The organism is Mesorhizobium loti (genome assembly GCF_003148495.1).
In the GTDB taxonomy this organism is placed as follows: Bacteria; Pseudomonadota; Alphaproteobacteria; order Rhizobiales; family Rhizobiaceae; genus Mesorhizobium; species Mesorhizobium loti.
On the sequence record NZ_QGGH01000001.1, the window covers coordinates 1,209,599 to 1,235,077 of the forward strand.

Sequence of the window (25,479 nt, forward strand, 5' to 3'; positions counted from 1 at the left end):
ATGGCTGCCGTTCTCGCAAATCCGATTACCCGGCGTCTGCTGCGCATCCCGCCGTCCTATTTTGTCTTCCTCGTGCTGCTGGCGACGCTGTGGATCGCGCGGCCGAACATGCTCAACCTCAACATCATGGGTATCTTCATCAGGCAGATCGTTCCGCTCGGCATCCTCGTGCTGGGGCAACTCGTCGTCATGCGGGTGAAGTCGATCGACCTCTCCGGCGGCGGCATCATCCTCTTGATCAACTATTTTATTTCGTCGGGCAGCTTCCCCGGCGCGTCGCTGCCATTCTTCGTCGTGCTGGCGCTCGCCACCGGCCTCGTCATTGGCCTGTTCAACGGCTTCATGATCGGCAACCGGCGGGTGTCGGCCGTCATCGTCACGCTGGCGGTCAGCATCATCCTGGTCGGGCTGGTGCAGTTCCTGTCGAGCGGCAATCCGCCCGGCGACGTGCCGAAACTGTTCAACGACCTCTACAACACGAAATTCCTGTCGGTTCCGACGCCGGTGCTGTTCTGGATCCTGCTGACCGCCGCGGTGTCGCTGCTTTTGTCGCAGACGGTGTTTGGCCGCTACGTCGCCTCGGTCGGAGAGAATGCCGAAGCCGCCCATTTTTCCGGCGTACCGGTTCAGCGCACCGTCATCCTGGCGCATACGCTCGCCGGCCTGATCGCGGCGATCGCGGCCCTGGTGCAGACCGGTTCGATTGCCGTCGGCAGCGTCCGCGTCGGTCTCGATCTGCCGATCTTGGCTGTCGCGGCAACGATCCTCGGCGGCGTCGTCTTCGGCCGCGGCGACGGTGGCGTCTGGGGACCTTTCTTCGGTGCGCTGTGTTTTGCGCTGCTGTTCGTGGTGATGACGGTGCTCGGCATCGACGAGCCCGGCAAGCTGATCGCCCAGGGCGTCATCATCCTCGGCGCGGCGATCTTCTATGGAGTGCGCGTGCGAACCCCCTGACGTGAAACAGCGAAAAGGCGAGCCGGCACCGGCGTTTGCCGGGACCGATAGAACCGCGCGTTCAGACAAATTGGCAAACAGATGGAGAAACATGGATGTCACCGCCAAAAAACATCATGTGCTACGGCGACTCGCTGACCTGGGGCTGGGTTCCGGTCAAGGAGGGGTCGCCGACCTACCGCTATCCCTATGACCAGCGCTGGACCGGCGTCATGGCGGCGGCGCTGGGAGCGGGCTATCACATTATCGAAGAAGGCTTGAGCGCACGCACGACCTGTCTCGACGACCCCAACGACCCGCGCCTGAACGGCGCCAATTACCTGCCCTCGGCCATCGCCAGCCATCTGCCGCTGGATCTGGTCATCGTGATGCTCGGCACCAACGACACCAAGTCCTATTTCCGCCGGACGCCTTACGAGATCGCCAATGGAATGGCGAAACTGGTCGGGCAGATCCTGACCAGCGCCGGCGGCATCGGCACTCCTTATCCGGCCCCGAGGGCGCTGGTCATTGCGCCACCGCCGCTGACCCCGATGCCCGATCCGTGGTTCGAGGGCATGTTTGGCGGCGGTCACGAAAAATCCAGGGATCTGGCCAGGCAGTACAAGGCGATGGCGGATTTCATGAAGATCGACTTCCTCAATGCCGGCGACTTCGTCACCACGGACGGTGTCGACGGCATTCATTTCACTGCCGCAAACAACGCCGATCTGGGGCGCGCCGTCGCCGACAAGGTCAAGTCGATCCTCGAGCCGGGCAAGGTCAGCACCGCCGCTTGAACCCGCCACGCCCGTCGGCTTGCGGCACACAGGCCCAGGGCGCAGGTGTATCGCTCGTTTCCTCCGGCGATACACATAGATACGGGGCCGTTTGGCCCCGTATCTATGTGGTGCTCGACGGTGGCAGACCTGTGTTGATCAGGGCTTTGTTCCCGGAACATCATCGGCGGACGCTTTGGTCTGGCGGTCGAAAACGACCGCCAGCCCGTTCTTGACGGCAAGCGTGGCGACCATGTCGTCGAGTTCGCGATCGGGAATGGCGGGTTTGAGGACGTGCCGGATGGCCTGATAGGCCTGCTCGGTCGACACATAGTCGTAGCGCTTTTTGCGCGCTTCCACATATTGTTCGATGAGAATGCTCAATCGGCGGGCGGCGATGTCATCTCGTTGCTGCAAGGGAGCCTCCTCAAGCGTCGATCATCTGCAGACCCCTAGGATGTAAAAACCCGCGCCGCGAAAGTTAAGGCCTGCCGCAGGCTCGAAGCCAAATAAATACGCTGTCGTCACCGACGAACAGCGCGGCGGCCGGCGAGCCTTGCTTAGGGCCTCGTCAAAATCGGCGGCAACGAGCAGGCCCCGAGCGCGGAGCGATCCGCCAGACCTGCATTCACAACAACTCCGACAGAACGGCCATGAAGTGGTCGTTCTCCGATGCCGAGCCGATGCTGACGCGCACATAGGTGTCGAAGCCCTGCTGCTTCCACGGTTTGACGATGACGCCTTGGCGCAGCAGGCCCTCGACGAAGACGGAAGCATCTTGCCGGCAGTTGAAGAACAGGAAATTGCCCCTGGAGGCCGCGACGTCGACCCCCTTACTCCTGAGGAAAATCTCGACGCGTGCTCGTTCCGCCATGGCCAGCGCGACGACCCTGGCGAGGTGTTCATCATCGGCGAGCGCCGCCAGTGCGGCGGCCTGGGCCATGGCGTTGGCATTGAAGGGCGTGCGGACACGATCGAGCAGCGCGCGCAGCTCCGGGTCGCCGACGATGCCGAAGCCGATCCGCAATCCGGCAAGCCCGAACGCCTTGGAAAAGGTTCGAAGCACGATCCAGGGCCGGTCGCGTCGGCTTAGGTAAGGCAGGGACGACGTATAGTCGTCGCCCTCGGCATATTCCGCATAGGCTTCATCGATGACGATCAGTGTCTCGTCGCTCACCGTATCCAGAACCCTCGACAGATCGCCGCCGGTGAGCCAGCTGCCGACCGGGTTCATCGGGTTCGAGAACAGCAGCATGCGGGGCCGTTCGCGCACCGCCTCGACCAGCGCGTCGACATTGATGGTGAGATCGTCGTCGACGGCAACGCGTTTGACGGTCGCGCCCATCAGCGTCGCATAGTCCTCATGCAGCGGGAACGACGGATAGAGCGTGACGACGGCGTCGCCTAGCCGCAACACGGCCCGGCTGATGACGGAGAGAAGGTCTTCGGAACCGTTGCCTAGGATAATCTGGTCCTCGGTGACGGCATATTTGTCGGCGATCGCCTGGCGCAGCTTGCGTCCGGCAGGGTCCGGATAGAGGCGGAACATCTCGGACCCGGCATGCATCGTCGTGGCCAGCGACGGGCTTGGCCCGAGCGGGTTTTCGTTCGAACCTAGTTTGGCGATCCTGGCCGGCGCGTATCGTTGTTGCACCTCGTCAATGGTCAGCCCGGAATTGTAGGGCGAAAGGCGGTTGACTTCGGTGCGAACCATATCCGAGGCTTTCGACACGGGCGGGCTCCTCTGCGGCGGATTTCGTCATCAGTATCGCAGCTGAAATAGTTTGTATATGCTTGTATATGTAACTTGATCTGATAGTCTCGAAACTGATGCCGAAGCCGACACCGACCAGGAGGATCACATGCGCAATGCTTCTCTCTTCGATCTCTCCGGCAGGAAGGCGCTTGTCACCGGCGCCAGTCGCGGCATCGGGCGCAGCATCGCCGAAGCGCTGAGCGCGGCCGGCGCCGACGTTGCGGTCACGGCGCGCAGCCTCGCTTCGCTGGAGGACACCGTGGCAGCCATCCGCGCCGCCGGCGGGGTGGCGCATGCCATCGCGCTCGATGTCACCGATGTCGGCCGCTGCCGCGCAGCCACCGACGAGGCGGCCGGCCTGCTTGGCGGCCTCGACATTCTCGTCAACAATGCCGGCGTGGAAGAGGTTCGGCCCTCGCTCGATGTCGACGAGGCGCTGTGGGACAGGATCGTCGACACGAATCTCAAGGGAGCGTTCTTCTGCGCCCAGGCCGCCGCGCGACAGATGCGGGACGCCGGGCGGCCTGGCGCCATCATCAACCTGTGCTCGCTGACATCCGAAGTCGGAATCCCCACGGCGGTGCCGTATGGCTCGTCGAAGTCGGGCCTGCTCGGCATGACGCGGGCGCTTGCGGCGGAGTGGGCGGAGCTTGGCATAAGGGTCAATGCGATCGCGCCGGGCTATTTCAGGACAGCGATGACTGATGTTTTCTACAGCAACGAGGCATGGCAGCACTCCATGCTGGCCAAGATCCCGCAGCGCCGTTTCGGCGACCTCCACGACCTGCACGGCATCGCGGTGTTCCTCGCTTCGGATGCGGCAGCCTACATAACCGGCCAGTCCATCCCGGTCGATGGCGGCTTTCTCGCCTCGATCTGATCTTGCGGTTTGTCTGCGTCGTTTCGATCGGAAGGATGATGGAAAAATTGCTGGCGACCATCATACATACATGTATATACTTTTGCCCGAGTGAAGCCTCTCGATGGCTTTGATCCTTGTCCCGGGTCGACCTGTCGGCCTGCAGAACTATGGCCGATCAGCGCCAACCGTCATTGCGTTCCAAGAGTTCCAGGAGAACGAGCAGCCATGTCCGACATCAGCTTCCACGATTTGTCATCCATCGATGCCGACCAGCGCGCCAGTCTGCTGAAGCGCGCCGAGGCCGATCTGACGGTCTTCGTCGAGAAGGTCCGGCCGATCATCCAGGCCGTCAAGGACGAAGGCGACGCCGCCTTGATCCGCTTTGCCAGGGAACTCGACAAGGCCAATGTCGCCGAGGGCGAACTGCAGGTGTCGGAAGCCGAGTTCGATGCGGCATTCGACAAGGTCGAAAAGGATGTCGTCGAGAGCATCCAGTTCGGCATCGACAACATCAGGCATTTCCATGAGGAGCAGAAGCCGGAAACGATGTGGCTCAAGGAAGTCCGGCCGGGCGCCTATGCCGGCGACCGGTACACGCCGATCGCTTCCGTTGCGCTCTACGTGCCGCGCGGCAAGGGCGCCTTTCCGTCGGTGACGATGATGACATCGGTGCCGGCGGTGATTGCCGGCGTGCCGCAGATCGCTATCGTGACGCCGCCGACATCGGATGGGTCGGTGGATGCGGCAACGCTCGTCGCCGCGCGCCTCGCTGGCGTGGGGACCGTCTACAAATGCGGCGGCGCGCAAGCGGTCGCCGCCGTCGCCTACGGCACGGAAACGGTGAAGCCCGCGCTCAAGATCGTCGGCCCCGGCAGCCCGTGGGTGGTGGCGGCCAAGAGCGTGTTGTCATCGGTCATCAACACAGGCCTTCCAGCCGGTCCGTCGGAAGCGATCATCTTTGCCGATGACAGCGTCGACGGCGGCCTTGCCGCGCTCGACCTGTTGATCGAAGCCGAGCACGGGCCGGATTCCTCGGCCTATCTGGTGACGCACAGTCGCAAGGTCGCCGAAGCCGCATTGGCTGCAATCCCGGAGCACTGGTCGCGGATGACCGAGCAGCGTGTGGAGTTCTCACGCGCGGTGCTGACCGGCAAGCGCGGCGGCATCGTGCTGACGGCGTCGCTGGAAGACAGCTACCGCTTCATCAACGACTATGCGCCCGAGCACCTCGAGATCCTGTCGAAGGAGCCGTTCGCGCATCTCGGGCGTATCACCGAGGCGGCCGAAATCCTGATGGGTCCGCACACGCCGGTGACGCTGGCCAACTTCGTCCTCGGACCCAATGCGGTGCTGCCGACCAGTCGCTGGGCGCGAACCTATGGGCCGCTTTCGGTGACGGACTTCGTCAAGCGCTCGTCGGTCGGCTATGTCACCTCGGCCGCCTATCCGGAACTCGCTCTGCACGCCCGCAGGCTCGCCCGTTATGAAGGGTTCAGTTCGCATGAGAACGCGGTCTCGGAAATCCGCGACCGCTATCTCGCCGGCTGAGCGGAAACGATCGCGATGAAGGCGGCACGACTCTACGGACCCGGCGATCTGCGCGTCGAGGACATCGCCGCGCCTGGCGCGCCGGATGCGGGCTGGGTGAAGCTCAGGGTCGACGCCGCCGGCATCTGCGGTTCGGACCTGCACAATTTCCGCACGGGCCAGTGGATAAGCCGGTCGCCTTCGACGGCCGGCCATGAGCTGGCCGGCACGGTGACCGCCATTGGCGCGGGCGTCGACACCGTCGCCATCGGCGACAGGGTCGTTGCCGATTCCCGTTTCTGGTGCGGAGACTGCGCGCAATGCCAAGCCGGCAGGCGGCATCTCTGCGCGTCGCTGGGCTTCGTGGGGGAGATCTGCGACGGCGGATTTGCCGAACAGGCGGTGCTGCCCGCACGGCTTTTGCATATCATCGATGCCGGGCTCGACGAGCGGGTCGCGGCGATGGCCGAGCCGCTGGCGGTGGCGCTGCACGCGGTGCGGCGCCTGCCGAAGGCGGCAGGCGCGGTGCTGGTCGTCGGTTGCGGGCCTATCGGCGGTCTTGCTGCGCTGCTGCTGTCGCGAACCTTCGCCGGCACCGTGCTCGTCGCCGATCGCAACCAGAACCGCTGTGCCCGCGTGGCGCGAGTGACGGGTGCGACGATTGTCGATCTGAACCGGGATGCCATTGCCGCCGCAACCGCCAATGCCCCTTTGCTCGCGGCCGTTGAGGCGACCGGCAGCATCGCGGCGCTCAATCAGCTGCTCGGCGTTCTCGATCCCGGCGGCACGGTCGCCATGGTTGGCATCTTCCATGGCCGCCTCGACATCGATCCCAACATGCTGGTCGAACGCGAAATCGGGTTGCTGGGATGCCATGCCTTTGCCGACGAACTGCCCGAGGCCGTGCGGATGCTGGGCGACCTGAGCGAACCGCTGCTGGCGCTGATCGACCAGGAGATCGGCCTCGATGAGATTCCCGCCGCCTATCAGCGGCTGTTGGCGGGTCGCAGCGACGGCTTGAAAACAATCATCCGCATGCCGCAACCTGTCGAGCAGTCGTGATTTCCGATAAATCGCCGGAAAGGACTTTTGAAATGATCACTTTGCCCGATACGGCCAGCCCTCTCTACGAGAAGGTGAAGGACTACATCCTGTCGAACATCGGAACGGGCCGGTGGGGCAAGGATCGCAAGCTGCCGTCCGAAAATGAGTTGGTGGCGTCGCTCGGCGTGTCGCGGATGACGGTTCACCGGGCCCTCAGGGAGCTGACCTCGGCGGGGTTTCTGATCCGGCTGCAAGGTGTGGGAACCTTCATCGCGCCACCGCGGCCGCAATCGACGCTGATCGAGATCAACAACATCGCAGCCGAGATTGTCGAGCGCGGCAACAGGCATCGTTCCGAAGTCCTCGTCCTCGAAACCATCATGCCGACAAAGGATCTGGCGCTGTCGTTCGAGTTCGCAAAGCGTGTCTCGATCTATCATTCCGTCGTCGTCAATTTCGAGAACGATCTGCCGGTGCAGCTCGAAGAGCGTTTCGTCAATCCGAGCCTCATCCCCGATTATGACAAGCAGGATTTTTCGAAGACGGCGACCTATGACTACCTCATGCAGAAAACCCCGGTGACCGAGGTCGAGCATATCATTTCGGCGGTCCCGGCCGATGCCGAGACAGCGCGGCATCTGGGCATCGATGTCGGCGCCTGCTGCCTTTTCCTGCACCGCCGGACCTGGACGGGCGCGGTGGTGGCGACGATCAGCAAGCTGACTTACGCCGGCAGCCGCTACTCGCTCGGCAGCCGTTATTCCCCCTCCAAAAACAGCTGATGGCAATGGGCGAATGCAGCCGGAGAGGTTCTGCTGTCAATGTATATACATGTACTGATGAGAATGATTTCGCCCTTGGCGGACGAACTGGCTGGAAGGAGCAACAGATGACGCCGATACCGAGCCGCACGGCGCGGATCCGGGCGCTCGCGCAGCATGATGTTGCCGAAGCACAAAGCGCGCTGGCGGCGCTGCTGGGCGACCTGTTCGCGATGCGCCCCCGCAATGTGCGCATCAATTTCGACAAATACAGCCTCAATTCCCTGAACGGCTTCTTCGAAGACGACGGCAAGGCCTACTTCTTCAAGTTCCATCAGGAGGAACGGGAAGAGGCGATGACGGGCGAGTACTACCGCGCCGAGATCCTGTCGCGCGCTGGCCTGCCGGTCGATCAGCCGGTGCACATGTCGGCTCAGCCCGGCGAGCAGATCCTTGTCTATCACCGCCGCACGGATCCGAGATTTTCGGATGTGCTGTTCGCGCTGGATGCTCGGGATGATTCCGAGAAACGGGGTGAAGCGGTTCTCGCCGAGCGCGACCTGTCGGCCAGGCTGCTCAAGGTCTATCTGGAGACGCTGCATCCCGTGACTGTCGAGGACATAGCGGCGGAGCCGATCCACAGGCTGTTTCATGAGCGCCTGATCGATGCCGACACACGCTTGTCGCCAGGCGGCCGGCTGGCCGACTTCTATGTCGGCAAACCGTTTGTCTTTCCCGGTTCTGAACTGGATTGGGATCAATTTTCCCAGCTGAAATTCGTCATCAACGGCCAGCGCTATGCCAGCAGCGTCGGTGAGCTTTTCGATACCGCGGCAGTGCGCTTGCGGCCGGACCGGCTTGCCGATGCCGGCGGCGTGGTCGCGCATGGCGATGCCCACAACGCCAATGTCTGGTACACGGCGAAGGCGGGAAGGGCGGAGCTGTCCTTCTTCGATCCCGCCTTTGCCGGCTCGCATATCCCGACGCTGCTGGCGGAGGTGAAGGCGACGTTCCACAACATCTTCGCCCATCCGTTCTGGCTCTATGATCCGGCGGCCGCGACCGAGGCATTCCGCGCCCAGGCGCGGCTGGACGGAAACCTGCTCCATGTCGACACCGACTGGGACCTGAGCCCTGTCCGCCGCGATCTGCTGGAGGTCAAGGCGACAGCGCTGTGGCAGCCATTGCTGCTGGAGCTCAAACGGCGCGGCATGCTTCCGGTCGATTGGCGCGCGGTGCTGCGGGCGGGCCTTTTCTTGTCGCCGACGCTGGTCATGAACCTGCGCGCCGGCGCGCGCAGCCACACGCCGGTCTCCTCCCTCATTGCCTTTTCAGTCGCCGTCATGGTCGGTAGCGAGCCCGTTGCCGGGGCCGATCGGGTGACCGCTTTCCTCGACCGGATCGATCCGGAAAAGCGTGAAAATTGAGTCTGTCCAACTTGTATATGCATGTATGTATTTTAGCCTTGACATCCGCTCCCGCTGACGCTGAAATATCCTCGCACTTCACCATGAAGTGGCAGGTAAGACGCCGAGGCACAGTGCCGCAAGAGCAGAAACCCGCAGTCTCACCAGACCGGCTACCTGGGTTAGAAAAAGCGGTCTGATCATCAAGGGGAACAAAGATGATGCGTAACCTAACAGGACAATTTCGCGCGCTCGTGATGGCCGCCGCCATCGGGCTCGCCGCTGCTCCAGCAGCCCACGCGGCCGATGCGGCCATTCCCACCACGCCCGAGGCAGGATCGTTCAAGATCGGCATCGAGCCCTGGCTTGGCTATGGCCAGTGGCATGTCGCCGAGGCCAAGGCGCTGTTCAAGGCAAACGGGCTGAGCGACGTCCAGATCGTCAATTTCGCCGAGGACAAGGACATCAACGCAGCACTTGCAAGCGGCCAGCTCGACGCCGCCAACATCGCCACCCACACGGCGATGGGCATGGTGGCGGCCGGCCTGCCGGTGAAGATCGTGCTGCTGCTCGACGTCTCCATGACCGCCGACGCCATCATCGCCGGTAAGGACGTCACCTCCATCGCGGACCTCAAGGGCAAGCAGGTCGCCTTCGAGGAAGGCACGACGAGCGACATCCTGCTCAAATACGCACTCGCCAGGAACGGCATGTCGATCGACGACGTGAAGCCGGTTCCGATGCCGGCTTCCGACGCCGGCAGCGCCTTGATCGCCGGCCAGGTGCCGGTCGCGGTGACCTATGAACCCTACCTCACCGTCGCCATGGCGCAGAACAAGGATCTCAAGCTGCTGTTCACCGCCGGCGAGGATCCCGGCCTGATCAGCGACGTGCTGGTGGTGCGTGACGAGGTGATCAAGTCGCGACCCGGCCAGGTGCTGGCCATGATCAAGAGCTGGGACGCGGCGCTCAAGGATTACAATGCCGACACGCCCGGTGGGCGCGCCATCATCGCCAAGGCTGTCGGCTCGGACGTCAAGGATCTCAACACCGCCTTCGACGGCGTGCGCTACTATTCGCTCGCCGAAAACAAGACGGCGCTGACCGGCGACTTCACCACCAAGACCTTCGCCGATGTCGAAGCGGCCGCCAAGAACGCCAAGTTGCTGCAGGCCGATGTGACGCCGGAGCAGATGATCGACCCGTCCTTCGTCAAGGCGGCGGAATGACCAAGGCCGGATCGCGGTGGTGACGCAGATGCCGGGGGAGCGTCCCGCTCAAACGGATCCGGCTCGTCCTACATCGGAGCCGGTCACGAAACCGGCGAGGCGCCGCCGATCCTCCGGGATCGGCGTGCCCATCGCCAGGTCGCGCTTCCTGACCATCGCGGTGGCCGTCTTTGTCGGGCTCGGCCTTGCCTGGTGGGCGGCGACCGGACTGGGATTGGTAAAGGCGATCTTCCTGCCGTCGCCGGGCAGTGTCGCTATGCAGATCGCCAAGCTCGCGGCCGACGGCACGTTGTGGCTGGACCTCAAAGCCTCGATGTACCGCATCTCCATCGGCTTCCTCATCGCCTCGGCCCTGTCGATACCGATCGGCGTGCTGATCGGCAGTTTCCGCTCCTGGGAAGCGGCCATCGAGCCGCTGGTGGATTTCATCCGCTACATGCCGGTCGTCGCTTTCGTGCCGCTCTCCATCCTGTGGGCGGGCACCGGCGATTCGCAGAAGTTCCTGATCATCTTCATCGGCACCTTCTTCCAGCAGGTGCTGATGATCATGGACAATGTGAAACGGGTTCCCGCCGATTTCATCGGCCTTGGGCGCACGCTCGGCCTGCCGGACCGCAAGATCCTGACGCGCATCGTCGTGCCCAGTGCCTTGCCGGGCATCTGGGATACGCTGCGCATCAGCCTGGGCTGGGCATGGACCTGGCTGGTGCTGGCCGAACTTGTCGCGGCGACATCGGGGCTGGGCTATCGCATCACCGTGTCGCAGCGCTATTTCCAGACCAACACCATCATCGGCTACATCCTGCTGCTTGGCCTGCTCGGCCTCATCACCGACCAGGTGATGAAGGCGTTGGAAAAGGTGCTGTTCAAGCAAGAGGGCCGCTCGCAATGAGGTCCAGCCGATGAGCCCCCCCAAATTGCGGATCGCCGGTCTCCACAAGAGCTTCGGCACCGGCGAGCGGCGCACGGAAGTGCTGCGCGATATCAACCTCGATCTTGCCGACAACGAGTTTGTCTCCCTGGTCGGCACGTCGGGCTGCGGCAAGAGCACGCTGCTGTCGATCGTGGCCGGGTTGCAGGACTTCGACGCCGGCGATCTCAGCATCGATGGCGCGCCGATCCTGCAGCCGGGTCTCGACCGTGGTGTCGTCTTCCAGTCCTACACGCTGCTTCCCTGGCTGACGGCGCGGCAGAACATCGAGTTTGCCCTCAAGGCGGCGGGTTATGATCGCGCGGCCTGCCGCAGGATCGCGCTGGAGCATCTCGAACTCGTCAAGCTCTCCGGTAGCGCCGACCGCTATCCGGCCGAACTCTCGGGCGGCATGAAACAGCGCGTCGCCATTGCGCGTGCGCTTTCCTATCGGCCCAAGATGCTGTTGATGGATGAGCCCTTCGGCGCGCTCGATGCCTTGACCCGGCATCAGATGCAGGAACTGCTGACCCAGATCTGGGAGGAACACAGGTTGACCGTCCTGTTTGTTACCCATGACGTTGAGGAAGCCGTCTATCTGTCGGACCGGATCGTCGTCATGGGCATCGGCCCGGGGCGCATCACGCAGACCTTCAACGTCGACATCGAGCGCCCGCGCCGCGAAGAGGTGATGGAAAGCCCTGCGTTCATGGATCTGCAGCGCGGCGTGCACAAGGCCATCCGCGAGGGTTCAAAACGCCCCGAAATGGCGTAAGCGCCCGCGGTCACTTGCCGGCTCTCGGGGCACCAATCACGTCGCCTTGCCGACTGCCGCTTCCAGTTCCAGCTCGCCTTCGGAAATATCGTCGAACGAGGCGTAGTTCATGTTGTAGAGGCGGGCGTAGAGGCCTTTTCTTGCCATCAGCTGTTCGTGGTTGCCGCTTTCGACGATCTCGCCATTCTGCAGCACGATGATGCGGTCGGCGCCGCGGATGGTGGCCAGACGGTGGGCGATGACCAGCCCGGTGCGGCCTTCCAGCAGGGTGATCAGCGCCTTCTGGATCAGCATCTCGGTGTAGGAATCGATGCTGGCCGTGGCTTCGTCGAGCACCAGGATCTTTGCATCGGCGACGAGTGCGCGCGCAAAACTGATCAGCTGGCGCTGGCCGAGCGAGAGGTTGCCGCCGCGCTGCTCGAGTTCGGTGTCGTAGCCATCGGGCAGGTTCTCGATGAAATCGTGCGCGCCAACGGCCTGTGCGGCGCGAACCACTTCCTCGCGGCTGGCTGATGTCTTGTGGTAGCGGATGTTTTCCAGCACCGAGCCTGAGAACAGGAACGGCTCCTGCAGGACCATCGCGACCTGATCGCCGAGCGAATCCTGGGTGAGGTCACGCACATCGTGGCCGCCGACCAGGACCTCACCCGACCAGACGTCGTAGAAGCGGTGCACCAGCGCCATCGAGCTCGACTTGCCCGACCCGGTCGGGCCGACAAGGGCTACGGTCTCGCCCGGATTGACGCGAAAGGAGATGTTCTTCAGCACCGGCTGGTTCGGCCTATAGCCGAAGGTGACGTTCCTGAACTCGACCGAGCCGTCCATGTCGCGCGACAGCGCCACCGCACCTTGCCTGTCGCTGACGTCGACCGGCACGTCGAGCACTTCGGAGATGCGCTGGCCCGAAGCCATGGCACGCTGCATGACGCTGTATTGCATGGTCAGCGAGCGGATCGGGTCGAAGAAGCGCTGGATATAGAACAGGAACGCCACCATGACGCCGATGTCGAGGCTGTGCGAGAGCACCATCGAACCGCCGACGACAATGACGGTGGCCATGGCGATGCCGGTCAGCGTGTCGACGATCGGCACCATCACCTGCGCGTATTTCGCCGAGGTCAGATGGGCATTGAGATTGGCCAGCACCTTCTCGTCGTAGAGGTCGAAATTGACGTGCTGGCGTTCGAGGCTCTGCACGGTGCGCACGCCATGGATGCCTTCGGCCAGCGCGCCGTTGGCGATAGAGTTGGTTTCGTGCGCGGCCATGAAGGCGACCTTGGCGCGCGGCAGCCAGAACAGGCGCACGATGAACAGCACCGGCATGGTCGACAACGTCAGCAGGCCGAGCCGGAAATCGAGCCACAAAAGCACGCTGACGATACCGAACAACAGCACGATGTCGCCCACCGACATGACAGATGTCTCGAGGAATTCCTGCATCGAATTGACGTCGCCCTGCAGGCGCGACATCAGCCGGCCGACCTCGGTCTTGTCCATGAAGCTCAGCGAGACCCGTTGCAGGTGGCTGAACATGGCGCGGCGCAGGTCGGACAGCACATTCTCGGCCACCTTGCCGACGACGCTTTCCTGCACATAGCTGGCGGCGTAGTTGATGAGGATGATCACCGTGAAAGCGCCGATCGCGGCGATCATCACCGACTGGTCGAGCCTGCCCGCCGTCATGCCGTGGTCGATGGCGTAGCGGATGACCAGCGGGATCGCCAATTGCGTCAGCGTGAACACCAGAATCGCGGCGACCGAGATGAAGATCCGGCTCTGATACGGCTTCACGAAGCTCCAGATGCGCCTGACGATGCGCGGGTCGTAGGCCTTGCCGAAGACCTCTTCCTCGTCACGATGCGAGCCGACCACGGCTTTTGTTGGCCGGCCGCTGGTGTCTTCCTTGTCGTCGTCGCTTTGTGTCGACATCACGCGGCTCTATCTCTTTAGTTTTGACGCAATTCCCAAGGGAAAGCGCTACGCGCTTTTCCCGGGAAAACCGGTTTCCACTTTTCCTGGAATTGCTCCCGCCACGACAGGCCGGTCATCGTCCGGCCGCAGCTGCAAATCGTAGAGCGCGCGATAGCGCCCACTGAGCGCCAGCAATTCCTCATGCGTGCCGCGCTCGACGATCCGGCCGCCTTCGACGAACAGGATCTGGTCGGCATGCATCAGCGAACTCAGCCGGTGCGAGATGATCAGCGTGACGCGATCCTTGGCGAAGCGCTTCATGGCCGCCCGGATGCGCTGCTCGGTGCCGGCGTCGATGGCCGCGGTCGAATCGTCGAAGACCAGCACCGATGGCCGTAGCATCAGGCTGCGAGCGATGGTCAGGCGCTGCCGCTGGCCGCCGGAAAGCGAGGCGCCGCGTTCGCCGACGACCGTGGTGTAACCCGCCGGGAGCCCGATGATGTAGTTGTGCAACTGGGCGTACTCGGCCGCCTGTCCGATGCGGGTCTCGCGCGCCCAGGGATTGCCGTAGGCGATGTTGTTCTCGATCGAGGTGGTGAACAGGAACGCGTCCTGCTGCACGACGCCGACGGCCTTGCGCAGCGATTGCAGCGTCACCTCACGGATGTCCTGGCCGTCAATGGTGATCTTGCCCGAGGTGACGTCGTAGAAGCGCGGGATCAGGTGCGCGATGGTCGACTTGCCGCTGCCCGGCGGTCCGACAAGGCCGATGGTCTCGCCGGACCTCGCCTCGAAGGAGATGCCGGACAGCGTCGGGCGGTCGCCCGCGCCCTCATAGCGGAAGCCGACATTGTCGAAGCGCAGCACGCCGTCGGTGACGACGAGGTCCTTGGCACCGGGCGCGTCCTCGATGTCTAGCTCGGCATCGAGCAGTTCGAACAGGCGGGTGCCGCAGGTCGAGGCGCGCGCGAAGGAATTGACCATCAGGCCGAGCTGGCGCACCGGCATCTGCAGGATGGTCATGAAGGTGAGGAACTGGGCCAGCGTGCCGACGCTGATCTGGCCTGCGATCACCTTCTGGCCGCCGAACCAGAGCACCAGGCCCATGGCGGCCAGGAACGAGAAGTTCATGGCGCTGGTGTTCGAGACGCGGATGTCGACGCGCTGATTGGCAAGCTCCAGCGCCGACAGCTTGGCGCGGTCGAATTTTTCCAGCTCATGCCGCTGTGCCGCGAAGGCCCGCACGACGCGGATGCCGCCGAGATTCTCATCCATCACCCGGCTCAGCACCGAGAGGCGCTCCTGCAAAGTCAGCCAGGTGCTGCGCAACGCCAGCTGGGTGACCGAGGACCGCCAGGCGACGAACGGCACAAAACTCAGGCTGAGCAGCCCGAGCACGAGATCGGTGCTGATCAGGAGATAGGCGCCGACGCCGATCAGCACGCCGAGCAGCACGACGCGCAGGATGCCGGTGGAAAAGAACATGCGCACGCCGTCGAGATCGAGCAGGCCGAGCGTGATGAGATCGCCGGTATGGACCCTGTCGTGGTAGGCGAAGCTCAGGCGCTGGATCTTCTCATAGAAAGCCAGGCGCAGTTCATAGCCGGTGCGGTGGCCGACGGCCTCGCCATAGTAGTTCTGCGCCATGGTGAAGAGGCCGCGCAGGATGCTGACGACGAGCAGCGTCAGCGCCGTGTTCCACAGCGCCTGTTCCGCGGCAGCACCGGCGCCCGCGGCCATCACGCCCTGCGCCTGGTCGATGGCGCGTCCCAGCAGGCGCGGGATGAAAAGCTGCAGCGTCGCCGCGATGAAGGTCGAGACGATGGTGATGGCGACCTGCCAGGGATGGCGCAGCGTCATGCGCACGATGCGGAGCAAGGTGCTGAGGCCCTTGCCCCAGGAGGCTTCCGCCACATGGGCAAACGATTTGCCGCGCTCCGGCGCGCCGCCGATTGCTTGCGTGTTCAAGGAAAATATCCAAGCCAATCCGGACGTTAGCCCAGACTAATAAAGCAGACTCAATTCAGATGGCGCAATGTTACGCGTGTCCGAGTTGGCCGTTCAAGAGCCAATTCCGACATCGCACTGTGCCTGAACGGAAACGTGCCGCTCTGCGGACCTTCGGACTGCTGTCGAGCCGTTCAAAAACCCTGGCCGTGCCGCCAGCAGGCAATCTGGTGGCCGGCTGCGACCTCTCTGGCTGATGGTTTCGCCTTTCGGCAGTCGGGCAGGACTAGGGGGCAGCGGTCGGCGAAGGAGCATCCCGTATTCGGGATGCCAACGGCCTCGATCTCGATGGGAGCGGATGTCTTTGGCTCGACCTCATTGGAGGACGCGGCCAGAAGCAGCTCGGTATAGGGGTGATTGGGGCCTTGGAAAATCTGGTCGGAGGAACCGGTTTCGACGAGGTGGCCGCGATAGAGCACGCCGATCCTGTCGGCCATGTAGCGCACGACCCTGAGGTCGTGGCTGATGAACAGATAGGTCGTGTCCTTGTCGCGCTGCAAATCGTTGAGCAGGTTGAGGACCGTCGCCTGGACGGAGACGTCGAGCGCCGAAGTGGGTTCGTCGAGCACGACGACCTTCGGCACGCCGGCGAAGGCGCGCGCTATGGCCGCCCGTTGCCGCTGGCCGCCGGACAGCGATCGCGATTTCTGTTCGGCCGTGATGCCGGCGAGGCGAACCGAGGCCAGCAGGTCGCTGACGCGCGCTCTCACCTCGCTCCGGCGCAGGCCGGCGAGCCGGCGCAGCGGGCGGCCGAGGATTTTGCCGATCCGCTGGCGCGGATTGAGCGTGCGGTCCGGCGACTGGAAGACCATCTGCACGTCGCGCCGTTCGGCAAGGTTCCTCTTCTCGACGCGCGGCGCGACTGTCCTGCCGAACAGCTCGACCGATCCGGCATCAGGCGTCTGCAGGCCGGTGACGATCCGTGCCAGGGTCGACTTGCCGGAACCGGACTCGCCGATCAGCCCGAAGGTTTCGCCCTGGCCGATGTCGAGATCGACGTGGTGCAGCACTGACTGGCTGCCGAAGGCATGGCTGACGTCCTTGCAGGCGATCGCGATCCGGCGTTCTTTCGGCGCGCCGGCGTCTTCATCCTGGACAGCCGCGTGCGGTGGCAGGTCGGGTCTATCGGTCTCCGCCAGCCTTCCATCCCGCTTGGTGTAGTTGATGGCCGGGATCGAGGCGATGAGCGCCTTTGTGTAGGCATGAGAAGGATTGTCGAAGACATCGCCGGCGGCGCCGCTTTCGACCACCGTGCCCGACTGCATCACCGCCACCCGGTCGCAGGAGCGGCGGATCATGTGGATGTCGTGGCTGATCAAAAGGATGCTGGTTTTGTGATCCTTGCGCAGGTCATGCAGGATGGCGATGATCTCGGACTGGACGCTGGCGTCGAGCGCCGTCGTCGGCTCGTCCAGCACCAGCAGCGACGGGTCGAGCGCAATGGCGATGGCGATGTTGGCGCGCTGCTGCATGCCGCCGGAGAGTTCGTGCGGATAGAGCCCCAGCACACGCTCCGGATGGCTGACGCGGACACGGCCGAGCAGTTCGGCGGCACGCTCGTGCGCCTCGTCGAGGCGCACCGGGCGGTGCCGCATGATCGTCTCGGTGATCTGGCGGCCGATCGTCATGCTTGGATTGAGCGCCGCGCCCGGGTGCTGGTAGACGGCGGCGATGTGATTTCCCCTGAGCTGGCGCAGCTGCTCGGCGGAAAGGTCGCGGATTTCCCGACCCTGGAATTCCAGCGCTGACGCCGCGAGGCGGGCGTTCTTCGGCAGATAGCGCAGTATGGCGAGCGCCACCGAGCTTTTGCCAGATCCCGACTCGCCGACCAGGCCGAGCGCTTCGCCTTCGCCGATGTGCAGCGACACGCCGCTGACGGCGGGATGCGATCCCTTGCGCCCGTCATAGGCGATGGACAGCTGGTCTACGTTCAGAACCGAGGAGGACATGGGGACTTGAAACCACTTTCTTCCAGCGCTGCCATCGAGGGCAATCGCTTCCGCTTTCGCAATGCATTATCTCTATAAAATTACTCGGATTAAGCCGGAGCGCAATCTATCTTTCTCGGATCAGCAGAGATTGTCGCCGCTTGCCGAGGCAGCGCGACGGTCTCCGGAGCAGATCTGGAAGGAGGCCGGCATGGCTCGAGACCACATGATCCTCAGCGCATTTTTCTTCAACCCGCAGGGCGATCATCGGATGTCGTGGCGCCATCCGCGGGCGCCGGGCCGGGAAGTGCTGGACTTCGAATTCTATCGCGATCTCGTGCAGGCGGCCGAGCGCGCCAGGATCGACACGATCTTCGTCGCCGACCACGTTTCGATCTGGGATTCGGTCAAGAGCGGCGTCGCCCACTACGCCAATGCCCGCCTCGAACCGCTGACGCTGTTGTCGGCGCTGGCCGGTGTGACCAAGCATATCGGCCTGATCACCACGGCGTCGAGCTCCTACAGCGAGCCCTACAATGTGGCGCGCATGTTTGCCTCGCTCGACCACATCAGCAAGGGCAGGGCGTCGTGGAACGTCGTCACCTCGGCCATGGACGAGGAAGCGCGCAATTTCGGCCGCGACGGCAATATCGAACATGCATTCCGCTACGAGCGCGCGGCCGAATTCCTCGATATCGTCAAGGCGCTGTGGGACAGCTGGGAAGACGAGGCGCTGCTGATCGACAAGGCGTCAGGCTATTTCGCCGACCCCGACAAGGTCCATCCCATCGATCACAAGGGCAAGCACTTCAGGGTGCGCGGGCCGCTCAACGTCTCGCGGCCGCCACAGGGCCATCCGCTGATCGTCCAGGCGGGCTCCTCAGAGGACGGCAAGAACTTCGCCACCGCCCAGGCCGATGCGCACTTCGCCATCTACAGCACCAGGGAGGATGGCATCAAATATCGTCAGGATATCAACGAGCGTCTCGCCCGCCACGGCAGGCGGCCGGAGAGTTTCAAGATCCTGCCCGGCATCCTGCCGATCGTCGCGGCTTCAGAGGCGGAAGGCCGGGAAAGGCAGGAGTATCTGCAGACCCTGCTCCCCGATCAGGTTGGCATCGACCTTCTGTCCAGCTGGAGCGGGCTGGACCTGTCGGTGTTCCCGCCGGACGGGCCGCTGCCGCCGCTGCCGGACGAAAGCACCTTCAATGGCGGGCGCACCTCGCTCAACCGCGTCAAGCAGTGGGCGAAGCAGAATCTCAGCCTGCGCGAGATCGCCCGCAAGCTCGCCAACAGCGGTTCGGTGCCGACCGTCGCCGGCACGCCGGTACAGATCGCCGACCAGTTGCAGGACTGGTTCGTGTCGGGTGCCGCCGACGGCTTCAACCTGATGTTCCCGCTGCTGCCCGAGGATTGGGTGAACTTCGCCGAACAGGTGGTGCCGGAGCTGCAGCGCCGCGGCGTATTCCCGACCGAATATGCGCCGGGAACGTTGCGCGACCGCTTCGGCCTGGCGCGGCCCGCCAACCGCTTCGCCGAGCAGCGCGACAATGCGCGCGCCGTGTCCTGACCGGGAGAACAATCATGACCATCGCACCGAGATTGCAGCCGCGCGAAGCCACCGCTCCGCGGCTCGTCAATGTCCTGCACAGCCCCAAGCGCGTGCGCGTCAAATTCGGCGGCCGCACCATCGCCGACAGCCGCAATGTGCTGGTGCTGCGCTCCAACCATTTCCTGCCGATCTACTTCTTCCCGCCGTCAGCGGTCGACCCATCGGTGCTGAAACCCTCGCTGCATCGTGAGCCTCATCCGGTCGGTGGCGAGACCGCCTATTGGGACATCGACAGCGGCGATAGGCGCAGTGCCAACGCCGCCTGGTCGTTCGTCTCGCCGCCGGATGAAAACCTGTCGCCCCTGGCCGGGCGCATCGCCTTCACATGGAAGGCCGTCGACCATCTTCGTCCATGCGCGAGACCCGTATGCACGCATCGATGTGCTGCAAAGCTCGAGCCATGTGCAGGTCTGGTTCGATGGCGAGCCGATCGCCGACAGCCATCGTCCGGTGCTGCTGTTCGAGACGCATCTGCCGACGCGTTTCTATCTGCCCTCGGAAGACATCCGGCTGGAGCGGCTGACGGCGTCCGTCACAACGACGCGATGTCCCTACAAGGGCATCGCCTCCTACTGGTCCGGCCTGCTGAGCGACGGAACGGTGCGCCCGGACATCGCCTGGAGCTACCGGGATCCCATAGAGGAAATGCCGAAGATCAAGGGCCTCATCGCCTTCTATCCGCAGGCCGTCGACCGCATCCATCTCGACGGCGAACCCGTCGCATAGCTTTTCAATCTTCATTTCAGAGCAGGGGTTTAACATGACCAAACGCAGAGATATCGACTCACTTCGCAATCTGTCGGGGGACATCTGGAATATCGCCGTCGACGAATATCAGGGTGGCTTTCTCAAGCGCCGCGATCTCCTGAAATATGCCGCACTGCTTGGCCTGACCGGCTTTGCCGCCTCACAGGGGCTGGGAGGCGCCCGCGCCGCGGGCGCCACAGGCGGCACCGTTCGTGTCGGGCTTGGCCAGCCGACCAAGGCGATCGATCCGGTTTCGGTGACCGATCCGGCCAGCATCGGGGTGATCAGCCAGGTCGGCGAGTATCTGATCCTCGACGACCCGAAGGACGGGCTGCAGCCGAAGCTCGCTCTGTCCTGGGAAGCCGACGAGACCGCCCGCCGCTGGACCTTCAAATTGCGGCCAGGGGTGAAATTCCACGATGGCCGCGTGGTCACGGGCCGGGATGTGGTGGCGAGCTTCGAGCGGTTGGTCGATCCGGCCAGCGGCTCGTCGGCCTTGTCGGCCTACAAGGGCATCCTGTCCAAGGGCGGCGCCAAGCTGGTCGATGACGAAACCGTCGCCTTCGATCTCGATGGTCCAAACAGCAACTTCCCGTTCTATGTCTCCTCCGACGTCTACAATGCCGTCATCCTGCCGGCCGACTATGCCGGTGATTTCGAGAAGACGTTCAACGGCACCGGTCCGTTCAAGCTCGAATCCTTCCGTCCCAAGCAAGGCGCCAGCTTCGTGCGCAATGAGGATTACTGGGGCGACAAAGCGCTGCCCGACCGGGTCGAGATCAAGTTCTTCGACGACGAGCAGGCGCAGGTGCTGGCGCTGCAGGCCGGCCAGCTCGACGTCATCCCGAGCACGACGCGCCTGGAGCTGGCTATTGAGGGCAATCGCAATTTCAAGCTGCTGAGCGTGCAGGCAAGCTCGCATGACCAGGTGCATCTGCGCACCGACCAGGCGCCGTTCACCGACAAGCGCATCCGCCGTGCGCTGGCGCTCACCATCGACCGCGAGGCGGTGGTCAAAGGTCTGCTGAAGGGCCGCGCCATCGTCGGCAACGACACCCCGTTCGCGCCGATCTTCCCCTCGGCCGATCCGTCGGTGCCGCAGCGCAAGCAAGACATTGCTGAAGCCAAGCGGCTGCTTGGCGAGGCGGGCGCGCCGAACGGCTTCGAGGTGACGCTGACCACCGAGCGCGCCTATGACATTCCCGATTATGCGGTGATCATCCAGAACTTCGCCAAGAAGGCCGGCATCGACGTCAAGCTCAATGTCCTGCCACAGGATGCCTATTACGGCTCGGCGACCTTCGGCAGCTCGCCCTGGCTGGATTCGGTGCTCGGCATCACCGACTACGGCCATCGCGGCACGCCCGACATCTTCCTCAACGCGACGCTGAAGAGTTCGGGAGCCTGGAACGCGGCGCATTTCAACAATCCGGCCTATGATGCGCTGCTGCTCGACTACTCCAAGGCGCGTGACCTGCAGGCACAGCGCCTCGTTGCCGGCAAGATCCAGACCTTGCTGCTCGACGAGACGCCGGCGATCATCAGCTACTTCTCGCAATACAGCCGCATCGTCAGCTCGAAGGTCGAGGGCGTGCGCTTCACCGCGATCTCGCATCTGCTGCTCGACCGCGTTTCCTTCGTCCAGGCATGATCGCGACATGCTGACGAGCCGCATTCTGTCAGCGCGTGTGGGCACACTTGTCCTCACGCTATGGCTGGTCAGCATCCTGGTGTTCTTCGCCGGGCAGGTTCTGCCCGGCGATGTCGGCCGTGTGATGCTCGGGCCTTTTGCCGACGCGCAAGCGGTGGCGGAACTGAACAAGCGGCTCGGCGCGGACCAGCCGGTTCTCCTCCAGTACTGGCTCTGGTTCAGCAAGGCCGTCACCGGCGATTTCGGCACCTCGCTGTCGATGCGCGGACCGGTGGCGCCGTTCGTGCTGGAAAGCCTCAAACGCTCCGCGGCCCTTGCCGGCATTATCTTGATCTTTCTCGTTCCGCTCGGCGTTGGCGCTGGCGTGGTTGCCGGTCTCAATGCCGGCCGCCTCATCGATCGGCTGATCGTCATGGCGGGCGTTTCCTTCGGCATCGTTCCTGATTTCGTTTCCGGCCTGATGCTTCTCATCATTTTCGGCCTGTGGCTGAACTGGTTTCCGATCTCCGGCGTTGCGCCCGATGGCGCGGGCTTCTGGACGCATGGCTACTATCTGATCCTGCCGGCGCTGCCGCTGGTGCTGAACCTTGCCGGCTATATCGCCCGGATGACGCGGGCAGGGGTGATCGAGGCGATGGCCGCCGATTACACACGCACCGCGGTCCTGAAAGGGCTCGAGCGGCGCGAGATCATCTTTCGGCACGTGCTGCGCAATGCGCTGACGCCGACCATCGCGGTGCTGGCGACGCAGACTGGATACATGCTTGGCGGGCTGGTGGTGATCGAGGCTTTGTTCGGCATCCAGGGACTGGGCAATCTGGTTCTGAACGCGGCCAAGGCCCGCGACTTCCCGATGCTCGAGGCGGGCGTGCTGGTGATGGCGGCGATCTTCGTGCTGTCGGCAGCGGCGGGCGACCTCGTGCTGGCCCTGCTCGATCCGCGGCAACGCCGCCGGATCTCGCCATGACGGATCTGGCGGAATTTCCCGCGCCGCGGCGCGCTGTGGCCGGCTTTCCGGCAGTGCGCAGGATCCGCAGTGCTTTCTCCGGACTGGCCCCGTCGATTGTGATCGGATCGCTGCTGCTGCTGTTCTGGGTCGCCTGTGCGCTGTTCGGCAATCTCTTCGTTCCCTACGATCCCTATGCCGAGGATTTCCTCGCCATGCTGACGCCGCCCGACGCCGCGCACTGGTTCGGGACCGATCAGCTCGGCCGCGACGTGCTGTCCCGCATCGTCGTTGGATCGCGCGACATCCTGCTGGTTGCGCCGCTGGCCACATTGGCCGGCGTTACCGCCGGCAGCATCATCGGCCTTGTGCTCGGCTATTTCGACGGCCTCACCGATGCCATCGGCGCGCGGCTGCTCGACACGCTGATGGCGTTTCCGTTCATCGTTCTCGTCACCATGACGCTGGTGGCGATCGGACCGTCGAACCTCACCGTCATCCTGGTGATCGGCATCGCCTACGCGCCGCTGGTGGCGCGCACCGTTCGCGCCGCCGTGCGCGAGCAGAAGGAGCGCGACTATGTCAGCGCCGCGCGGCTCGGCGGCGAAGGCGCTCTCGCCATCATGTTCCTGGAGATCCTGCCCAACATCCGGGAAACGATCCTGATCGAGCTGGTCACAAGGCTGGGCTACGCGTTCTTTTCGATCGCGACGCTGAGCTTTCTCGGCCTCGGCATCCAGCCGCCATCGGCCGACTGGGGACTGGCTGTCGCTGACGGCTACGGCTTCTTGACCGGCGGCAAATGGTGGGTCGTCGTCTTCAATTCCGCGGCAATCGTCTCGCTGGTCATGGCGACCAACCTGATCGCGCAAGGCATCGGCGCCTTCGAGAACAGCGATGCATGAGCCTTGATCGGGCGTGCCGAAAATCTCTTTTGCATTGAAGCCTGACGCGCATCCTTATATCGCATGGCTATGAAGAAAATCGGTTTCCTGTCATTCGGGCACTGGACGCCCTCGTCGCAATCGCAAGTGCGCTCGGCTTCGGACGCGCTTTTGCAATCCATCGATCTCGCCGTCGCGGCCGAGCAGCTGGGCGCGGACGGGGCGTACTTCCGCGTGCATCATTTCGCCCGCCAGCTCGCTTCGCCATTCCCGCTGCTGGCGGCCGTCGGCGCCAAGACCAGCCGCATCGAGATCGGCACCGCCGTCATCGACATGCGCTACGAGAATCCGCTCTATATGGCCGAGGATGCGGGTGCCGCCGACATCATCGCCGGTGGCCGCCTGCAGCTTGGCATCAGCCGTGGTTCGCCCGAGCAGGTGATCGATGGCTGGCGCTACTTCGGCTACGTGCCGCCGGACGACAAGAGCGACGCCGACATGGCGCGGCATCACGCCGAGGTCTTCCTCGAGACGCTGCGCGGCGAGGGGTTCGCCCAACCCAATCCGCGGCCAATGTTCCCCAATCCACCCGGCCTCTTGCGCCTCGAGCCGCATTCGGAGGGTTTGCGCGAGCGGATCTGGTGGGGGGCGGCCACCAATGCCACGTCGGAATGGGCGGCGAAGCTTGGCATGAACCTGCAAAGCTCGACGCTCAAATTCGACGAGAGCGGCAAGCCGTTCCACATCCAGCAGGCCGAGCAGATCCGCATCTATCGCGAGGCCTGGAAGGCGGCCGGTCACAAGCGTGAGCCGCGCGTCTCGGTCAGCCGCAGCATCTTTGCGCTGGTCGACGATCGCGACCGCGCCTATTTCGGACGCGGCAATGAGAGCCGCGACCAGATCGGCTTCATCGAGGAGAACACCAAGGCGATCTTCGGGCGCAGCTACGCGGCCGAGCCGGATGTGCTGATCAAGGAATTGGCGCAGGACGAAGCGATCACTGAGGCCGACACGCTGCTGCTCACCGTGCCCAACCAACTCGGCGTCGACTACAATGCGCATGTCATCGAGGCGATCCTGACCCATGTCGCGCCGGCGCTGGGCTGGCGCTGACGCCGGATCGATCAAGGCGAATAGTTCCAGGGAGGTACACCGTGGCGAAGAAGGCTTTGATCGCCTGGGGCGGCTGGGAAGGCCACACACCGGAGCGCAGTGCGAAGATCGTTCGCACCCTGCTTGAGCGCAACGGCTTCGACGTCACGCTGGGCGAAGGCACGGCGATGTTCGCCGATCCGCAGCTTGCTTCCTTCGATCTCATCGTGCCGGTCATCACGATGTCGACGATCGAGAAGGCCGAACTGCAGAACCTGACACTTGCCGTTCGCGGGGGAAGCGGGCTCGGCGGCTTTCACGGCACAATGGGCGACAGTTTTCGCAACGAGCCCGACTATCAGTTCATGACCGGCGGCCAATGGGTCGCGCATCCCGGCGACATCATCGACTACAGGGTCGCCGTCACCAGGCCTGACGACCCGATCACATCGGGCGTCAGTGATTTCGCCTACCGGTCGGAGCAGTATTACATGCATGTCGATCCGAGCAACGAGGTGCTGGCCACGACCATTTTCACCGACGCGCATTTCCCCGGGATAGGCGGCGTTGTCATGCCGGTCGTCTGGAAGCGTCGCTATGGAGCGGGCAAGGTTTTCTACAGCGCTCTCGGGCACAATGCCGACGAGTTCGCGGTGCCGGAAATGGCCTTGATTGTCTCGCGCGGCCTTGTCTGGGCCGCCCGCTAGGTTTTGAGGACA

22 protein-coding genes and 1 pseudogene are annotated in these 25,479 nt (G+C 63.7%); 18 read left to right on the forward strand and 5 right to left on the reverse strand.

Annotated elements, in window-relative coordinates:
* Entirely contained in the window at nt 1–954 is a 954-nt protein-coding gene (locus C8D77_RS06090; RefSeq protein ID WP_109660223.1) for an ABC transporter permease, read from the forward strand.
* Nucleotides 955–1,049: 95 nt separating this feature from the next.
* Nucleotides 1,050–1,733: an SGNH/GDSL hydrolase family protein gene (locus C8D77_RS06095; RefSeq protein WP_109660225.1), complete on the forward strand. Its 684-nt coding sequence runs from the start codon at nt 1,050–1,052 to the stop codon at nt 1,731–1,733.
* Nucleotides 1,734–1,871: 138 nt separating this feature from the next.
* Here the strand turns inward: C8D77_RS06095 and C8D77_RS06100 are convergent, their stop codons facing one another.
* Together C8D77_RS06100 and C8D77_RS06105 are read right to left on the reverse strand one after the other, a co-directional pair.
* Complete coding sequence (locus tag C8D77_RS06100; protein ID WP_109660227.1) at nt 1,872–2,129, reverse strand: hypothetical protein; 258 nt, start codon at nt 2,127–2,129, stop codon at nt 1,872–1,874.
* A 211-nt stretch (nt 2,130–2,340) separates the two neighbouring features.
* Nucleotides 2,341–3,444, reverse strand: a complete 1,104-nt coding sequence (locus tag C8D77_RS06105) for a histidinol-phosphate transaminase (protein WP_109660229.1) — start codon at nt 3,442–3,444, stop codon at nt 2,341–2,343.
* Between the two features lie 130 nt (nt 3,445–3,574).
* On the opposite strand from C8D77_RS06105, the gene C8D77_RS06110 reads away from it, so the two are divergent.
* The 8 genes from C8D77_RS06110 to C8D77_RS06150 all read left to right on the forward strand — a co-directional run bounded on the left by C8D77_RS06110 (nt 3,575) and on the right by C8D77_RS06150 (nt 11,982).
* The gene (locus tag C8D77_RS06110) at nt 3,575–4,348 is read left to right on the forward strand and encodes an SDR family NAD(P)-dependent oxidoreductase (protein WP_109660231.1); all 774 of its coding nucleotides are present in this window, start codon (nt 3,575–3,577) and stop codon (nt 4,346–4,348) included.
* 207 nt (nt 4,349–4,555) lie between these two features.
* The gene (hisD, locus tag C8D77_RS06120) at nt 4,556–5,878 is read left to right on the forward strand and encodes a histidinol dehydrogenase (protein ID WP_109660233.1); all 1,323 of its coding nucleotides are present in this window, start codon (nt 4,556–4,558) and stop codon (nt 5,876–5,878) included.
* 15 nt (nt 5,879–5,893) lie between these two features.
* The gene (locus C8D77_RS06125; protein WP_109660236.1) at nt 5,894–6,919 is read left to right on the forward strand and encodes a zinc-dependent alcohol dehydrogenase; all 1,026 of its coding nucleotides are present in this window, start codon (nt 5,894–5,896) and stop codon (nt 6,917–6,919) included.
* Nucleotides 6,920–6,951: 32 nt separating this feature from the next.
* Nucleotides 6,952–7,683, forward strand: coding sequence for a histidine utilization transcriptional repressor HutC (hutC, locus tag C8D77_RS06130; RefSeq protein WP_109660238.1), 732 nt, complete (start codon nt 6,952–6,954; stop codon nt 7,681–7,683).
* A gap of 107 nt (nt 7,684–7,790) precedes the next feature.
* The gene (locus C8D77_RS06135) at nt 7,791–9,089 is read left to right on the forward strand and encodes a hypothetical protein (protein ID WP_109660240.1); all 1,299 of its coding nucleotides are present in this window, start codon (nt 7,791–7,793) and stop codon (nt 9,087–9,089) included.
* Nucleotides 9,090–9,289: 200 nt separating this feature from the next.
* Nucleotides 9,290–10,297 carry an ABC transporter substrate-binding protein gene (locus tag C8D77_RS06140; RefSeq protein ID WP_109661336.1) on the forward strand — a complete coding sequence of 336 codons (1,008 nt, stop codon included), beginning with the start codon at nt 9,290–9,292 and terminating at the stop codon, nt 10,295–10,297.
* 124 nt (nt 10,298–10,421) lie between these two features.
* Nucleotides 10,422–11,189, forward strand: coding sequence for an ABC transporter permease (locus C8D77_RS06145; RefSeq protein WP_170136673.1), 768 nt, complete (start codon nt 10,422–10,424; stop codon nt 11,187–11,189).
* Nucleotides 11,190–11,199: 10 nt separating this feature from the next.
* On the forward strand, nt 11,200–11,982 hold the full coding sequence (locus tag C8D77_RS06150) for an ABC transporter ATP-binding protein (protein ID WP_109660244.1): 783 nt from the start codon (nt 11,200–11,202) through the stop codon (nt 11,980–11,982).
* A gap of 36 nt (nt 11,983–12,018) precedes the next feature.
* Here C8D77_RS06150 and C8D77_RS06155 read toward each other — a convergent pair whose 3' ends face one another.
* The 3 genes from C8D77_RS06155 to C8D77_RS06165 all read right to left on the reverse strand — a co-directional run bounded on the left by C8D77_RS06155 (nt 12,019) and on the right by C8D77_RS06165 (nt 17,849).
* A complete protein-coding gene (locus tag C8D77_RS06155; protein WP_109660246.1) occupies nt 12,019–13,911 on the reverse strand; it encodes an ABC transporter ATP-binding protein in 1,893 nt (630 codons plus the stop codon).
* Between the two features lie 48 nt (nt 13,912–13,959).
* Nucleotides 13,960–15,861, reverse strand: coding sequence for an ABC transporter ATP-binding protein (locus C8D77_RS06160; RefSeq protein WP_109660248.1), 1,902 nt, complete (start codon nt 15,859–15,861; stop codon nt 13,960–13,962).
* Between the two features lie 173 nt (nt 15,862–16,034).
* Complete coding sequence (locus C8D77_RS06165; RefSeq protein ID WP_109660250.1) at nt 16,035–17,849, reverse strand: dipeptide ABC transporter ATP-binding protein; 1,815 nt, start codon at nt 17,847–17,849, stop codon at nt 16,035–16,037.
* A 190-nt stretch (nt 17,850–18,039) separates the two neighbouring features.
* On the opposite strand from C8D77_RS06165, the gene C8D77_RS06170 reads away from it, so the two are divergent.
* The 8 genes and pseudogenes from C8D77_RS06170 to C8D77_RS06200 all read left to right on the forward strand — a co-directional run bounded on the left by C8D77_RS06170 (nt 18,040) and on the right by C8D77_RS06200 (nt 25,467).
* On the forward strand, nt 18,040–19,398 hold the full coding sequence (locus tag C8D77_RS06170; RefSeq protein WP_109661339.1) for an LLM class flavin-dependent oxidoreductase: 1,359 nt from the start codon (nt 18,040–18,042) through the stop codon (nt 19,396–19,398).
* A 14-nt stretch (nt 19,399–19,412) separates the two neighbouring features.
* A pseudogene (locus C8D77_RS38250) lies at nt 19,413–19,709 on the forward strand (DUF427 domain-containing protein); the annotation flags it as partial.
* A gap of 112 nt (nt 19,710–19,821) precedes the next feature.
* Complete coding sequence (locus C8D77_RS38255; protein ID WP_245951647.1) at nt 19,822–20,166, forward strand: DUF427 domain-containing protein; 345 nt, start codon at nt 19,822–19,824, stop codon at nt 20,164–20,166.
* A gap of 34 nt (nt 20,167–20,200) precedes the next feature.
* Entirely contained in the window at nt 20,201–21,838 is a 1,638-nt protein-coding gene (locus C8D77_RS06180) for an ABC transporter substrate-binding protein (protein WP_109660252.1), read from the forward strand.
* A gap of 7 nt (nt 21,839–21,845) precedes the next feature.
* Nucleotides 21,846–22,805 (forward strand): ABC transporter permease, encoded by a 960-nt coding sequence (locus C8D77_RS06185; RefSeq protein WP_109660254.1) that lies wholly within the window; start codon nt 21,846–21,848, stop codon nt 22,803–22,805.
* Nucleotides 22,802–23,689, forward strand: a complete 888-nt coding sequence (locus C8D77_RS06190; RefSeq protein ID WP_109660257.1) for an ABC transporter permease — start codon at nt 22,802–22,804, stop codon at nt 23,687–23,689. The genes C8D77_RS06185 and C8D77_RS06190 overlap by 4 nt, the downstream gene beginning before the upstream one ends.
* A gap of 69 nt (nt 23,690–23,758) precedes the next feature.
* Nucleotides 23,759–24,781: an LLM class flavin-dependent oxidoreductase gene (locus tag C8D77_RS06195; RefSeq protein WP_170136698.1), complete on the forward strand. Its 1,023-nt coding sequence runs from the start codon at nt 23,759–23,761 to the stop codon at nt 24,779–24,781.
* A 41-nt stretch (nt 24,782–24,822) separates the two neighbouring features.
* The gene (locus C8D77_RS06200; RefSeq protein ID WP_109660261.1) at nt 24,823–25,467 is read left to right on the forward strand and encodes a ThuA domain-containing protein; all 645 of its coding nucleotides are present in this window, start codon (nt 24,823–24,825) and stop codon (nt 25,465–25,467) included.
* The last annotated feature ends 12 nt before the right edge of the window (nt 25,468–25,479 follow it).

Coding starts and splice junctions, on each gene's coding strand:
- C8D77_RS06150 (WP_109660244.1), top strand. CDS start 11,200: ATGAGCCCCCCCAAATTGCGGATCGCCGGTCTCCACAAGAGCTTCGGC.
- C8D77_RS06155 (WP_109660246.1), bottom strand. CDS start 13,911: ATGTCGACACAAAGCGACGACGACAAGGAAGACACCAGCGGCCGGCCA.
- C8D77_RS06190 (WP_109660257.1), top strand. CDS start 22,802: ATGACGGATCTGGCGGAATTTCCCGCGCCGCGGCGCGCTGTGGCCGGC.
- C8D77_RS06125 (WP_109660236.1), top strand. CDS start 5,894: ATGAAGGCGGCACGACTCTACGGACCCGGCGATCTGCGCGTCGAGGAC.
- C8D77_RS06180 (WP_109660252.1), top strand. CDS start 20,201: ATGACCAAACGCAGAGATATCGACTCACTTCGCAATCTGTCGGGGGAC.
- C8D77_RS06135 (WP_109660240.1), top strand. CDS start 7,791: ATGACGCCGATACCGAGCCGCACGGCGCGGATCCGGGCGCTCGCGCAG.
- C8D77_RS06185 (WP_109660254.1), top strand. CDS start 21,846: ATGCTGACGAGCCGCATTCTGTCAGCGCGTGTGGGCACACTTGTCCTC.
- C8D77_RS06170 (WP_109661339.1), top strand. CDS start 18,040: ATGGCTCGAGACCACATGATCCTCAGCGCATTTTTCTTCAACCCGCAG.
- C8D77_RS06090 (WP_109660223.1), top strand. CDS start 1: ATGGCTGCCGTTCTCGCAAATCCGATTACCCGGCGTCTGCTGCGCATC.
- hisD (WP_109660233.1), top strand. CDS start 4,556: ATGTCCGACATCAGCTTCCACGATTTGTCATCCATCGATGCCGACCAG.
- C8D77_RS06140 (WP_109661336.1), top strand. CDS start 9,290: ATGCGTAACCTAACAGGACAATTTCGCGCGCTCGTGATGGCCGCCGCC.
- hutC (WP_109660238.1), top strand. CDS start 6,952: ATGATCACTTTGCCCGATACGGCCAGCCCTCTCTACGAGAAGGTGAAG.
- C8D77_RS06195 (WP_170136698.1), top strand. CDS start 23,759: ATGAAGAAAATCGGTTTCCTGTCATTCGGGCACTGGACGCCCTCGTCG.
- C8D77_RS06165 (WP_109660250.1), bottom strand. CDS start 17,849: ATGTCCTCCTCGGTTCTGAACGTAGACCAGCTGTCCATCGCCTATGAC.
- C8D77_RS06110 (WP_109660231.1), top strand. CDS start 3,575: ATGCGCAATGCTTCTCTCTTCGATCTCTCCGGCAGGAAGGCGCTTGTC.
- C8D77_RS06095 (WP_109660225.1), top strand. CDS start 1,050: ATGTCACCGCCAAAAAACATCATGTGCTACGGCGACTCGCTGACCTGG.